At 66.8% G+C, this 12292-nt stretch carries 11 protein-coding genes; 4 read left to right on the top strand and 7 right to left on the bottom strand.

The genetic code is table 11. From position 1 onward, the window contains the following. Nucleotides 1-35: 35 nt before the first annotated feature. Together AC5P8C_RS05980 and AC5P8C_RS05975 are read right to left on the bottom strand one after the other, a co-directional pair. Nucleotides 36-1337, bottom strand: a complete 1302-nt coding sequence (locus tag AC5P8C_RS05980) for an aminotransferase class V-fold PLP-dependent enzyme (protein ID WP_495218441.1) — start codon at nucleotides 1335-1337, stop codon at nucleotides 36-38. Then, a complete protein-coding gene (locus AC5P8C_RS05975) occupies nucleotides 1337-3739 on the bottom strand; it encodes a TonB-dependent receptor plug domain-containing protein (RefSeq protein ID WP_495218440.1) in 2403 nt (800 codons plus the stop codon). The genes AC5P8C_RS05980 and AC5P8C_RS05975 overlap by 1 nt, the downstream gene beginning before the upstream one ends. A gap of 201 nt (nucleotides 3740-3940) precedes the next feature. Between AC5P8C_RS05975 and AC5P8C_RS05970 the strand changes: the two genes are divergently transcribed. Genes AC5P8C_RS05970 through AC5P8C_RS05960 form a run of 3 tightly spaced genes read left to right on the top strand, consistent with a single transcriptional unit; the run spans nucleotide 3941 to nucleotide 6587 of the window. Then, nucleotides 3941-4768 carry an AraC family transcriptional regulator gene (locus tag AC5P8C_RS05970; RefSeq protein WP_019661612.1) on the top strand — a complete coding sequence of 276 codons (828 nt, stop codon included), beginning with the start codon at nucleotides 3941-3943 and terminating at the stop codon, nucleotides 4766-4768. 49 nt (nucleotides 4769-4817) lie between these two features. Then, nucleotides 4818-5861 carry an alpha/beta hydrolase family protein gene (locus tag AC5P8C_RS05965; RefSeq protein ID WP_495218622.1) on the top strand — a complete coding sequence of 348 codons (1044 nt, stop codon included), beginning with the start codon at nucleotides 4818-4820 and terminating at the stop codon, nucleotides 5859-5861. A 54-nt stretch (nucleotides 5862-5915) separates the two neighbouring features. Beyond that, on the top strand, nucleotides 5916-6587 hold the full coding sequence (locus tag AC5P8C_RS05960) for a VOC family protein (protein ID WP_495218439.1): 672 nt from the start codon (nucleotides 5916-5918) through the stop codon (nucleotides 6585-6587). Nucleotide 6588: 1 nt separating this feature from the next. Here the strand turns inward: AC5P8C_RS05960 and AC5P8C_RS05955 are convergent, their stop codons facing one another. The 4 genes from AC5P8C_RS05955 to AC5P8C_RS05940 all read right to left on the bottom strand — a co-directional run bounded on the left by AC5P8C_RS05955 (nucleotide 6589) and on the right by AC5P8C_RS05940 (nucleotide 11142). Further along, a complete protein-coding gene (locus AC5P8C_RS05955; RefSeq protein WP_483017093.1) occupies nucleotides 6589-8001 on the bottom strand; it encodes a TPM domain-containing protein in 1413 nt (470 codons plus the stop codon). Nucleotides 8002-8142: 141 nt separating this feature from the next. After that, nucleotides 8143-9867: a peptidoglycan-binding protein gene (locus AC5P8C_RS05950; protein WP_495218438.1), complete on the bottom strand. Its 1725-nt coding sequence runs from the start codon at nucleotides 9865-9867 to the stop codon at nucleotides 8143-8145. 122 nt (nucleotides 9868-9989) lie between these two features. Continuing rightward, nucleotides 9990-10391, bottom strand: a complete 402-nt coding sequence (locus AC5P8C_RS05945) for a hypothetical protein (RefSeq protein WP_019661617.1) — start codon at nucleotides 10389-10391, stop codon at nucleotides 9990-9992. Between the two features lie 226 nt (nucleotides 10392-10617). After that, complete coding sequence (locus AC5P8C_RS05940; protein ID WP_495218437.1) at nucleotides 10618-11142, bottom strand: hypothetical protein; 525 nt, start codon at nucleotides 11140-11142, stop codon at nucleotides 10618-10620. Between the two features lie 206 nt (nucleotides 11143-11348). On the opposite strand from AC5P8C_RS05940, the gene AC5P8C_RS05935 reads away from it, so the two are divergent. Then, entirely contained in the window at nucleotides 11349-11975 is a 627-nt protein-coding gene (locus AC5P8C_RS05935) for a YiiX/YebB-like N1pC/P60 family cysteine hydrolase (protein WP_019661619.1), read from the top strand. Between the two features lie 55 nt (nucleotides 11976-12030). Here the strand turns inward: AC5P8C_RS05935 and AC5P8C_RS05930 are convergent, their stop codons facing one another. Beyond that, on the bottom strand, nucleotides 12031-12195 hold the full coding sequence (locus AC5P8C_RS05930; protein ID WP_005414774.1) for a hypothetical protein: 165 nt from the start codon (nucleotides 12193-12195) through the stop codon (nucleotides 12031-12033). Between the last annotated feature and the right edge of the window lie 97 nt (nucleotides 12196-12292).

Here is a 12292-nt window from a genome sequence, read left to right as displayed (position 1 = left end):
GGTTGCCGGCCAGCGGCCGGCGCTACCGTTCATGATCAGGCCAGGGCCGCGAGCGCCTGCACCAGCGCATCCAACTGCTCCGGTCGGGTGAACACCGACGGCGTCACCCGCACGCAGGCGCCGGAGTCCAACCCGTCACGATGCGTGGTGAACACGCGGTGTTCGTCCAACAGGCGCTTCTGCAGCGCGATGTTGTCAGCCACGCTGGTGCGCCCGCGCAGGCGGAAACTGGCCAATGCACTCGCCAACGCCGGGTCCGGTGAAGACAGCACTTCGATGTGCGCCATCTGCCGCGCCGGCACCGTCCAGCGCTCGCGCAGGTAGCGCAGGCGCGCCTGCTTGTTGGCCGCGCCGATACGCTGGTGCAGCGCGATCGCTTCTGGCAGCGCCAGGTAAGCGGCGAAGTTGACCGTGCCGGTGTGCACACGGCTGCCCACGCGGCCATCGTCGGTCTCGCCCATGTACGGGTCGAGGTCCGCAACGCGGCCCTTGCGCACATACATCGCGCCGACGCCGACCGGCGCACCGATCCACTTGTGCAGGTTGATGCCGACGAAGTCGGCCTTGAGCTGCGGCACCGCGTAGTCGATCTGGCCGAACCCGTGCGCCGCATCAACGATCACGTCGATGCCGCGTGCCCGCGCACGTTCGGCGATTTCGGCCACCGGCAGCACCAGCCCATGGCGATGGCTGACCTGGGTCAGCAGCACCAGCTTCAGGCGTGGCAGCCGCGCGAACGCGGCCTCGTAGGCCTGCAGGATCTGCACATGGTCGGGCACCACCGGCAGCGCGATGCGCTCGACCTGCACGCCACGGCGCTGCTGCAGCCAACGCATCGCACCGATCATGCTGTCGTAGTCGATGTCGGCGTACAGCACCTGGTCGCCGGGCCGCAGGCGGTTGTAGCCACCGATCAGCGCCAGCATCGCCTCGGTGGCGCCTCGGGTCAGTGCGATCTCATCCACGCCCACGCCCAGCAGTTCGGCCACCTGCCGCTGCACCGCCATGTACTGCGCCGGGAACGCATGACGGCCATACCAGGCGTTGCCACGGTTCACTTCAGCGGTATGGCGCTGGTAACTGGCCAGCGTTTCGCGGCCCATCGCGCCCCAGTAGCCATTCTCCAGGTGGTTCACTTCGTCGGTGATGTCGAAGTGGCTGGCCACGGCGGCCCAGTAGCTCTCATCGCGGGCCAGCACGTCCGGCGCCACGGTCGTTGCGGGAATCTGCATGGACGCAGCGTAACGCGTGGCAGCCATGGCGGGCAGTGAAGAAAGTGCGGCTGCGGCCGGCAGCAAGGAGCCGGCACGCAACAGGAAGCGGCGGGTCGGGTCCATCAGAAGCTCAGCCGGTACTGCGCGTACAGGTTGGCGCCGTCGGTGTCGTACGGCGCGTTGCGCGAGTAGACCAGGCCGCGACTGGCCTGGAAAGTGGCTTCGTCCGGATAGCGGTCGAACACGTTGTCGGCACCCACGCGCAGGCTGTGATGTTCGTTGATGCGATAGCCGACAGCCAGGTCGAGGAAGCTCATCGCGCCGAAGCGCTGGTAGATATCGCCCACTGCATTGCCGCTGGAATCGGTCCAGGCGCCGTAGTAGCGCATGCGTGCCATCAGCGACCAGGCGCCGATGTCCCAGCTGCCGGTCAGGCTGCCCTTGTGCTCGGGCAGGCGGTCTTCGAACAGCACGCGCTGGGTCTCATTGGTTGCCACCGAGGTGCTGCCGTTGTCCACGCGGGTGCGGTTGTAGTTGTAGGCCAGGGTCAGCGTCATGCGGCCCGCGCCGAGGTCGCGCAGGTAGTTGCCGACCACGTCCACGCCGGTGGTGGTGGTATCGAAGTCGTTGGTGAAATAGTTCACCGAGGTATAGCCCAGCGGATTGGGCGTACCGGCCGGAATGACGAAACTGGCCGACTGGCTGAAGCGGTCGGTGAGCTTGATCTGGTAGACATCCACCGAACCGGACAGGCCCAGGTCGGTGCGCCAGGTCAGGCCGAGCGAGGCGGTGCGTGATTCTTCCGGCTTCAACGGCCTGGCACCGAGCAGCTGCGCCAGCGGATCGTTCGGCGACAAGCGGCCGCTGGTGAAGATCTGCAGCGTGCGCGTGTCCAGGCCCTGGGTGGTACTGGTGGTGTTGAGCTGCGCCGGCGTCGGCGCACGGAAGCCGGTGGACACGGTACCGCGCAGGGCTACATCCGGCGTGATCGCGAAGCGCGCCGAGAGCTTGCCGTCCAGCGTGCTGCCGAAGCTGGAGAAGTCCTCGTAGCGGCTGGCCGCACCGATGCTCCAACGCTCGCCCAGCGGCACTTCCATGTCCACATAGGCGGCCTTGCTGCGCTGGCTCCACTGCCCGGCCTGGCTGGCCGAGAAACCGGGCGCACCATTGGAATTGGCCTCCAGGCCTGCAGCCGCGCCCGGACCCACCGCGTATGACGCCGGGTCACCGGCGCGCACCTGGTAGGTGTCCTGGCGGAACTCGCCACCGAAGGCGACGTTGATCGGCCTGGTCAGCGCGGCCACGTCCCACTCATAGTTGAAGTCGGCGTTGGCGTTCTTCTCGGTCTGGGTCAGGCGGCCGAGATCGAAGTCGGTCGGGCTGGCCGGGCCGAGCGAGGCATTGATCGAGTTCTTCAGGCTGTAGTCGATGGCGTTGCGGCCATACGAGGCGCTCACGTCCCAGCGCAGCTTCGGTGTGATCTCGCCGCGCAGGCCGCCGACCAGCTGCAGGTCGTTCTGGACGTTGCCGTACTGCGGGCTGAAACCCACCGGGTAGATCGAGCGCAGGTTCCAGCCCGGGAAGATGACGGTGGTGCGGTAGGCGCCGGTGGTGGTGTCCGGATTGCGCCAGTTGAAATCACTGACGCCATCGCTGTGGCTGTAAAGACCGAACGCATACAGCTCCAGCGCGTCGCTGGCGTTGGCCTTCACGTTGAAGCCGACGCGGCGGCTTTCCAGTTCCGGCTGGCCCCAGCGCTGCACCGGGTTGGGCACCTCCAGCTCCGGATGTACAGCCTGGAAGGCGATCGCATCCGGGCGCTGGCGGGTACGCGAGGTGGCGTCTGAATTGGACGACTCGGCGAACAGCACCAGGCTGCCATAGTCGCCCAGCGACCAGCCGGTGCGCGCACTGAAGTCGCGCGAGGCACCGTCGCCCTGCGCGTACTGCGAATAGCCGGCGGTGATCCCGGTGCCGGGGCCGTCCTCAAGAATGATGTTGATGACACCGGCGATGGCGTCCGAGCCGTACTGCGCCGATGCGCCGTCGCGCAGCACTTCGATGCGCTTGATCGCGCTGGTCGGAATCTGTGCAAGGTCGGCCGCCTGTGCACCACGGTTGCCGAGCAGCGCGCTGCGGTGGAAGCGACGCCCGTTGACCAGCACCAGGGTCTGGTCCGGCGACAAGCCACGCAGCGTAGCCGGACGCACGAACACCTGGCCGTCCGCCATCGGCAGGCGCTGCACCACGAATGATGGCACCAGCTGGGCAAGCACGTCCTTCAGATCGGTGGATTCAACGGAGCTGATGTCTTCCTTGCTGAACACGTCCACCGGCGCCAGTGTTTCGAACTGGGTGCGGTTGGAGGCACGGGTACCGGTGACCAGCATTGCATCAAGCTGGGTGGGCGCGGCGCGGCTGCCGCCTGCGGCATCGACCGCATCGGCCTCCGCTGCGATCGCGCCTCCTGCGCTGGCCATGGAAAGGGCGAGGAGGATGGAACGCGAAAGCTTCGAACGATGCACGGCAGGACTCCGGGAGGACGCGACAGGGCCAGCACCTGCAGGGATATCCCAGGCCTGGACAAGGCGCGCAGTCTCGGCGCGATCTGTGAAGGAGGCATGACGTCAGTGCGACAGCTTGAGTCCGCGCAGGCGCAAGAACTGCTAAACGCCACGCCTGCCGATCCGCTACTGTGTCCAGCATCGGATTCATGGAACGACAGGATGAGTGCGGCAGGCAAGGCGGTGTGGTACATCGAAACCCATGCGGAGCAGCCGCTGGCCTTGGCCGATATCGCCGCTGCGGTGGGACTGTCGCCATTCCATCTGTCGCGCCTGTTCCAGGCCCGCACCGGCACGTCGGTGGTCCGTTACCTGCGTGGGCGCCGCTTGACAACGGCCGCGCAGCGGCTGGCCAACGGCGCATGCGACATCCTGCAGGTGGCGATTGGCGCGGGCTACACCACTCATGCCGCGTTTACCCGTGCCTTCAGCGAACAGTTCGGGCAGACACCGGAACGGGTACGCCAACAGGGCACCGATGGGCTGGCGCTGGTGCAGGCGATCCGCGTGGACGAGGCGCCGGCTGCCTGCGCTGAGGCGCCACAGCTGCTCGACACCCCGGCCTTCCAGCTGGCCGGCATCGGCATGCGCCATACCCGCAACAGCGGCGGTGCCATTCCCGGGCAGTGGGCCCAGCTCAACCGGGAATGGCCGGCGCCGGCCCCGGTCAGTTTTGGGGTGTGCTGCAACAACGACGACGACGGCGGCTTCGACTATATCGCCGCGCTGCCGATTGGTTCACTTGGCCCTGTACCCGCGCACTGGCAGCGCGTGGATGTGCCCGCACGACGCTACTTGGTGGCCTGGCACGGCGGGCACATCTCGGCCATCCGCTCGACCTGGTTCTGGTTGCTGGATCACTACCTGCCCAGCGCCGGCCTCAGCCTGGCCGACGCGCCGGACCTGGAGCGCTACGACGCCCGGTTCAACGAGCACACTGGCAACGGCGGCGTGGAGATCTGGCTGCCGGTAGACGAACGTCCCTGCTGACATGGAGCTGAAGATGCGCGTGAACATCACAATTGTCGGGCTGCTGCTGATGGCAGCGGCGCTCTCCGCCCGCGCAGGCGACACCTGGAAAGCCGGCGAGCGCCATGGCACCACGACGGTGGCCAGTGCCGCCGTGCGCGATGCGCAGCACCGCAACACCCTGCGCTACACGGTGTGGTATCCGGCACCGGCCGATAGCAGCGAAGTCGAGGTGACCATCGGGCCGCCTGGCACGCCCCTGTTCGATGTTGGTCGCTCGGCGATGGATGCGCCGCCCGCAGGCGCTCGCCTGCCGACACTGCTGCTGTCGCATGGCAACGGCGGCAGCGCGCGCATGATGGGCTGGCTGGGCACCGCGCTGGCACGGAAAGGTTATCTGGTGATCGCGGTCGATCATCCCGGCAACAATGGTGCCGACCAGATGACCCTCCATGGCAGCATGTTGACCTGGCTGCGCGCGGATGATCTGCGCGCGGCACTGGCGGCCGTGCAGGCCGATCCAGTGCTGGGCCCGCACGTCGATCCTGAACGCCTGGGTGTTGCCGGTTTCTCGGCCGGTGGCTACACCGCGCTGTTGGCGGCTGGGGCGCAGCCGGACCTGCAGCGACTGCTGGCGTTCTGCACGGCGCATCCGGATGACGGCGTCTGCCGGCCTCAACAGGAAGCGGCGACACACACGATGGAGGCGCGTGTTGCCGCTGCGGCTTCGGCCGAGCTGTCGCCGTGGATGTCCCACGCCAACGACGCACGCGCCATTCCCGGCGTGCGCGCGGTGTTCCTGATGGCACCGGCGATCATCCAGGCCTTCGCGCCCGAGCAGCTGTCCTCGTTGCGGCTGCCCGTGTCGATTGTGCTTGGCGAGGCTGACACGGTTGCGCCGCCACAGACCAATGGCGCGGCCGCGCGTGCAGTGATTGCGGGCGCTGCACTGCAGCTGCTGCCAGGTGTCGGCCATTACGATTTCCTCGCCGCATGCACCCCGACCGGGCAGCAGCGGCTGCAGGACCTCTGCAGCACGTCAGTGCCAAAGGCAAAGACCCACGCGCAGACAGTGGACGCAGCAGTGCGGTTCTTCGACCATTCACTGCGCTAGTGACCGCCGGGCGTGGCCCGGCGCTACAGTGGGCGCGTCCACGGAGAATCGATCATGCGCCTGCTGCACCTCACCCTGCCGGTATCCGACGTCGCTTCCGTGGCCGCGTATTTCCATGATGTGCTGCAGCAGCGCGTGGTCGGCAACCATGTGCACATCGGCTGGAGCACCATCGAACTGCAGCCGGCGGGTGATTACCCCGTCGGTGGCGTGCACCTGGCCTTCAACGTACCGGACAACCGCTTCGGCGAGGCGATGGCCTGGTTGCGCGAACGGGCCCCGCTGCAACGTAATCCTGAGGGCCTGGATTACTTTGCGCTGGAGAGCAGCTGGCAGTCGCAGTCGGTGTACTTCACCGGTCCTGATGGCCTGATCCTCGAGTTGATCGGCCGGCGCCGTCTGCCAGTCAGCACGCGCGCAGGCGCCTTCCATGGCAGCGAGCTGACCTGCCTGAGCGAGGTTGGCCTGCCCAGCCATGATGTCGACGCGGTGCGCGAACAGTCCAGCCAGCGCTTCGGCCTGCAGCCGATCAGCCCGCCGTCGCCGCAGTTCGCGCCGATGGGCGACGACGAAGGCCTGCTGATCATCGTCGCCGCCGACCGTCGTTGGTTCCCCGAGCAGACGGACCTGCCCAATGCGCAGGGCGTGCAGCTGCAGGTGGGTGATGTGAACGGTAGCGGCGAACTGCGCGATGCCGCGCTGGGCTGGCGGGTGTGGGCGGCCTGAGCTACCAGCTGCCCGAAGCGCCGCCGCCGCCGCTGCGACCACCACCACCGGACCAGCCGCCGGAACTGCTCGAGGACGAACTCGACGACGAGGTGCTGGACGAGGAACGGTAGCCTTGGGACGACCTTCGTCCGCTGCGTGCTTTTTCGCCGGGCAGCAGGGTGAACAGCCAGATGAAGTACAGGAACAGCGTGCCTACGCTGGACACGATCATCGCCAACACGCGTGCGTTCTCGTCGCTGGCCCGGTCGATGGCCAGCAGCGCGCCCAGCGCATAGGCGCCGGTCAACAGCACCAGTACCACCAGCCGCACGGCGAAGCTGTTGCGGTTCTTGCGCCAGCGCGCGCGGCCGGCCTGCACCAGGAAGAACACCAGCATGGCGGCAAGGGCGACCGCCAGGTTCAGCAACGTGTGCAGGGCAAGGCTGGGCGGCAACTGGCCACGGACCAGCATCACCGCGAAGAAACCGATACTGACGGCCAACATGCCGCACAGCACGATGCGCACACCACGGCTGCGACGCCAGCACCACCCCAGCAGCGCCGCCACCGGTACAGCAGGTAACAGCACAAAGAACAGCGCAGGCAGCACATGCCGCGGCAGCAGCAGCGTCGCCGAAACCAACCCAGCGGCCATCACTGCCGTTACCAGCAGCGGTCTACCCCAGGCAGGCAATGTCGGCCAATTCGGCCTGGGCATTGCCGCATTGGCTGCCAATGCCTTGCGCCGCCGCTCACGGCGTTTAAAGCTGAACTCGGCCTCGGTCCTGGTGGCCAGCAGGCGCGGCGGTGATCGCCACAGACCGGCCAGGAACCCCACCAGCAACGTCAGGGCAACGACCGAATCCCCTGTGCGCCAATCCGCTGGCAACAGGTTGCGTGCGGATGAATCTTCCTGGGGCGGCAGCGGCTCGCCATCGATCAACGCCACCAGCACCTTGCTGCCGTCCAGCAGGCCCTGGTCCAGGTCTCCCTCACGCAGGCGCGGCACGATCGCCTTGTCGATGATGCGCGCGGCATAGGCATCGGGAATGGTGCCTTCCAGGCCATAGCCGGTCTGGATGCGTACGCGCCTGTCCTGCACTGCCACCAGCAGCAACACCCCGTCATCGACACCGGCGCGGCCCAGCTGCCACTGTTCGAAGACGCGCTGTGCATAGGCTTCGATGCCGTCATCGCCAACACTGGGCACCACCAGCACCTGCAGTTGCGCGCCTTTGCGTGCCTGCAGCTGCAATGCCTGCTCGCGCAGCGTGGCGCGGGTGCTGGCGGACAGCGCGTTGGCGGTGTCCACCACCGGGTCATCCAGTGCCGGGATCGCGGCCGCCGCCAGCACTGGCAGCGGCAACAGGCAGAGCAGCAGTGCCAGCCCTACCCGCTGCCATGCGTTGCGCCACCGCAGCACCCGGCTCATGTGGACGCCATGCTTTGCAATGGCGGCGTGCTGTGCATCATGCGAAACGGCATCCGTGTATGTCCTTGCCCCATGAACGGAAAAGCCGGCCGGATTACCCCGGCCGGCCTCCTTTACCACACACCTCTTCACACGCAGCGGTCAACGGCCCATGGCCACGCGCTGCTGATCGTCCTGCACGTGTTGCTGCGAAGGCTCATGCTTGGCCAGCATTGCAGCGCTGGTCTCCTGCAGGCTCGGTGCCGTCTGGGTCATGTCCACCGCAGTACGGAAGCCGGGAACGGCGCCGATGACGAAGGCCTTGCCATCCTGCACGGTGACGCCCTGCAGCTTCTCCGGTGAATCGATGCCGGCGGCCTTGGCCTGGGCGGTCACATGCGCGCTCATCTCGTTGCAGATCATGCCCGGCATGTGGCCACGGATCGCATTGTGCAGCGGCGTATCCGGATGCGCCTTGTCGCCCAGTTGCGGCCCCTTCGGCGCCGCCTCGGCATGGCTGCGGCCTTCGGCCAGCTTGCCCAGCGTCGCCGGACCCGCCACGCCATCGGCGGTGAGCCCGTGCTGCTTCTGGTAGGCGATCAGTGCGTCCCTGGTATTGGCACCGAACTTGCCATCCTCGCTCAGCGGATTGCCTTGGCCGTCGCGCACGCCCAGGCGGTTGAGTTCCTTCTGCAGCGCAGTCACTTCCTCGCCCTTGGCCCCCTGGCGCAGCACACCGTTGTGGTCGGCGTCATGCGAATGGCCACCCTTGCCGGTTTCCTTCAGCTTGCCGTGGTCCCAGAAGTCCTGCGGGCTGAGCAGCTTGCCGTGCGGATCCTTCAACTGGTAATGCACGTGCTGGGCATACTGCCCCGCACCGCCCGGGCCACGCCCGCCCATGGTGCCGATCGGCTCGCCCGCCTTGATCGGCTGGCCTTCCTTCACCTGGGTCGAGTGCAGGTGCAGGATCTCGTGCGAGTTGCCCTGTGCATCCCTGATCTTCACCGTGCCGTAGTCGCCACCGACGAACGTCACCGTTCCGGAGATCGGCGCGTTGACGGTCGGGTGCTGCAGATTACGACCGTGCTGGCCGCCGACATAGTTGAAGTCGGTGCCACCGTGCGGCTTGTGCGCGCGGTGTTCGCCGAACTCACCGGTAACGTGCGGCTTGACCCCGTTCTGCGGGGGCAGCATCACCTGCATCGTCTGCTCGAAAGTGCGGGTCTGGCCTTCGGCGTGCGCCGCTGCCGGCTTGGCCTGCGCGTGGGTGGCCGCAGCTGCGGAGGGGGCCGCGTGGCTGCCATGGGACTGGCCGTGGGTCAGGCCCAGGCGCTGCTCCACGAACCGCTCGTACTTGTCCACGTACGGCATCACCTTCTTTTCAGACAGGGTGAGGCCGCCGTAATCGCGGGTCGGGCCGTCGTGGTGGTACTTGTAGATGTACTCCTCACCCTGGCCGCGCTTGTGCGCCAGCGTGCGGTTATCGATGTAATGGTCAACCAGTGCGTCGGACTGTGCGCCGACGTCGAAGCGGTTGCGGCTGTTGAGGTGGTAGTGGTTGCCGGTCTTGTCGATGAACTGGCCCAGGCCCGAGGCCGAGGTGGTGCCAGCGGCGGCATCGGGGTTGAAGCCCGATTCAACGCGGGCGATGGCCAGCACGTGCGCGGTTTCGCGCGGGGTCAGGCCCTTCTCGCGCGCCGACTCGATGATCGTGTCGATCACCCGTGACTGTACTTCCGGGGTCGCATCGCCCCACCGGCGGGAATTGCCATGCAGGCGGCCGTCGCTCTGGTCGATCGGCTCCCGGTAGTGGCTCCACGGTTTGATGCGGTCACTGCTGTAGGCCGCCCCGCGGGGCTGGACCATGTCCTGGTAGATGTCTGCCATGTCTGTGCTATCCATTCTATGAAAAAGGGGATTTCCTTAAGGGGTACTGCTCCTGGTACTTCTGGTACTGCGGTACTGCGGTGCTGCGTTCACAGCGCGCGTGCGACGTCCTGCCGCTGCGCTCAGTCTTCGATGTAGTTCACCTCCGGGTGCTTGATGCCGAGCGAGTCGATCAACGTCTCGTACTCGTCGTTGTTGGGCTCCTGCTCCTCACCTTCCGCGCCGCGCAGCGGGGGTGTGCTGTGGGTCAACTGGCGGCCACTGGCGTCGTACAGGTAGTACCACTCGCAGAAGCTGCAGCCGAACGGCAGTTCACCGTACTGCACGACGAAGTACGGCGTACCGCTGCGGTCCTGCACGCAGGCCAGGCCAACGGCGGTATAGCCGTCCATCTCCTTGGGCGCAGCAATGGCCTGGCGTGCGCCGTCCTTTTCGATTTCCAGCGTGGTCAGCCGGGAAGCGTCCGTGTCTTGGGTGGGCTGGGCCGCCAGGTGCAGGCGGGTGCCTTGGCAATCGATATGCATGCCGGTCTCGTCGCGCGTAAGAGAGGTGGGAAGGTCCGCAACGACAGCCGCTGGTGCGGCCGGCGTCGCTGCCGGGTCAGTAGAAGCGGGGGCCGCCGCCGGTGCAGCCGCCTCAGGGCCGCTGCAGGCAGCAAGCATCAGGGCCAGCAAGGGGGCAACGGGAGACAGACGCATGCGGTGCTCCTTGGGTGAATCACACGACCGCCCGAAGGCGGTCGCTCAGGGGTCAGATCGATTCGTCCTCACGCTTGACCAGTTGCCAACACGGCTTCTGGGCAAAGGTGTAGATCTGCTGGTCGCTGGTATCGGGGGTGCGCATCTGCACCTGTACCTGGCCGTCGGGCAGGCGGGTGACCTGCATCTCGCGGCCCTGGCGTTGCAGCGTGGCCGGGTCCGGCATCACCGGCCATTCGACCTTGGCAAGCGGCACCTTCTCCTCCACCTTGCGTGGCTCCGGCTCGGCGTCGCCATCGATGTGGCTGTCCAGCAGCGGATCGGCAGTGGACGTTTCCTGCAGCGCGATCTCGTTGCCGAAATGCTTGAGGAAGTCGTCGAAGACCGGATGGGGGCAGCTGGCAGACGCGTCTGCCGGGGCCGCGGCAACCGGCGTGGCCGGCGTCGTGGTGGCGGCCGTGCTGCTCGGAGCCGGTGCGGCGGCGTCAGTGATGGCAGCCTGGGGCGCAGGCTTGCAGCCCGACAGCGCAAGCCCCAGGGCAAGCGCAAGCAGGGCAACGGGGCGGAGCTGGTTCAAGGGATCCTCCTGATTCCGGGCGGTCGCGCGCGGTTCCGGCGCGGTAGGGAGGCAAGGATAGCCATGCCTCTGTCGATTCAGTTTCAACATCCGCTGTCAGGAATATCCCGACATGCTGAATTGAGACTCATATCACACTTGGGCTGAAATCAACGTCATCGCAGCAGCCGTTAGACTACGCCGCACACGCTTCGACCCTGGCCCCCATGCGCGCATTCCTGCTTGCCCTCTCCCTGCTGGCGCCAACGCTGTGGCCTGGTGTTGTGGCCGCACTGGAGGTCCGGGAAGGCGACCTGCTGTTCGTCACCGCCGGCCGCAGCGGCCTCAGCGCGGCCATCGACGATGCCACCGGCAAGCAGCACGGCCCCAGCTTCGACCACGTGGCCCTTGTCGCCTTGGCGTCGCAGGGGTGGGAGGTACTGCACGCCGACGAGAAGGGATCGCGCCGGCAATCCCTGGTCGAGTTCCGCCAGGACGCCCGCGCCAGGCAGCGGCAGATCGTGGTCTATCGCCTGCAGGCACCGCAGCAGGCCGCCATCAAGGATGCGATCGCGACCGCACGCACGATGCTGGGCAAACCGTACAACACGTCATACGTGTTGAACGAGGACAGCTACTACTGCTCGGACTTCATCGAGCGCGCATTCCGTGCGCACCATGTGTTCGCGTTGCAGCCGATGAACTTCCGCAACCCGCAGACCGGGCAGATCGCCCGGCACTGGGTGGATCTGTACCGCGGCATGGGCATGGACGTGCCGCAGGACCAACCCGGCACCAATCCCAATGACATGTCGGCGGCGCCGGTGCTGCAGCGCATCGGCGTGCTGGAATAAGCGAAGCCCCGCACAGGGCGGGGCTTCGCGGGTTGCCCAGGCTGGGGCATCGAAGTCACTCTTCCTCGTCCTGTCCACCCTGCTGCTGGTTGCGCTGGTTGCGCTGCTGCTGTTCCTGCTGCTGTTGCTGCTGCTGGTCGCGGCCGCGCCCCTGCTGCTGATCCTGCTGGTTCTGCTGGCCCTGCTGCTTCTGGTTCGGGTTCTGGTTCTGCTGTGCCATGTCCGATCTCCAAAGCCACGCGCGGAATGCGGTGGACGGGACCATCGTCTGCAGCGATTGGTTAATCACACGTGGGTGGCCGGCTACATTCGTGTGT

It is taken from the genome of Stenotrophomonas sp. YJH_SMC_46, assembly GCF_059370315.1.
Note: the sequence above shows the minus strand (reverse complement) of the source record. Positions and strands in the feature narration are given on the sequence as shown.

Excerpts from the sequence above, each read along its gene's own strand:
- AC5P8C_RS05930 (WP_005414774.1), bottom strand. The coding sequence starts at position 12,195 with ATGGCACAGCAGAACCAGAACCCGAACCAGAAGCAGCAGGGCCAGCAG.
- AC5P8C_RS05965 (WP_495218622.1), top strand. The coding sequence starts at position 4,818 with ATGGCAGCGGCGCTCTCCGCCCGCGCAGGCGACACCTGGAAAGCCGGC.
- AC5P8C_RS05945 (WP_019661617.1), bottom strand. The coding sequence starts at position 10,391 with ATGCATATCGATTGCCAAGGCACCCGCCTGCACCTGGCGGCCCAGCCC.
- AC5P8C_RS05960 (WP_495218439.1), top strand. The coding sequence starts at position 5,916 with ATGCGCCTGCTGCACCTCACCCTGCCGGTATCCGACGTCGCTTCCGTG.
- AC5P8C_RS05970 (WP_019661612.1), top strand. The coding sequence starts at position 3,941 with ATGAGTGCGGCAGGCAAGGCGGTGTGGTACATCGAAACCCATGCGGAG.
- AC5P8C_RS05980 (WP_495218441.1), bottom strand. The coding sequence starts at position 1,337 with ATGGACCCGACCCGCCGCTTCCTGTTGCGTGCCGGCTCCTTGCTGCCG.
- AC5P8C_RS05935 (WP_019661619.1), top strand. The coding sequence starts at position 11,349 with ATGCGCGCATTCCTGCTTGCCCTCTCCCTGCTGGCGCCAACGCTGTGG.
- AC5P8C_RS05950 (WP_495218438.1), bottom strand. The coding sequence starts at position 9,867 with ATGGCAGACATCTACCAGGACATGGTCCAGCCCCGCGGGGCGGCCTAC.
- AC5P8C_RS05955 (WP_483017093.1), bottom strand. The coding sequence starts at position 8,001 with ATGAGCCGGGTGCTGCGGTGGCGCAACGCATGGCAGCGGGTAGGGCTG.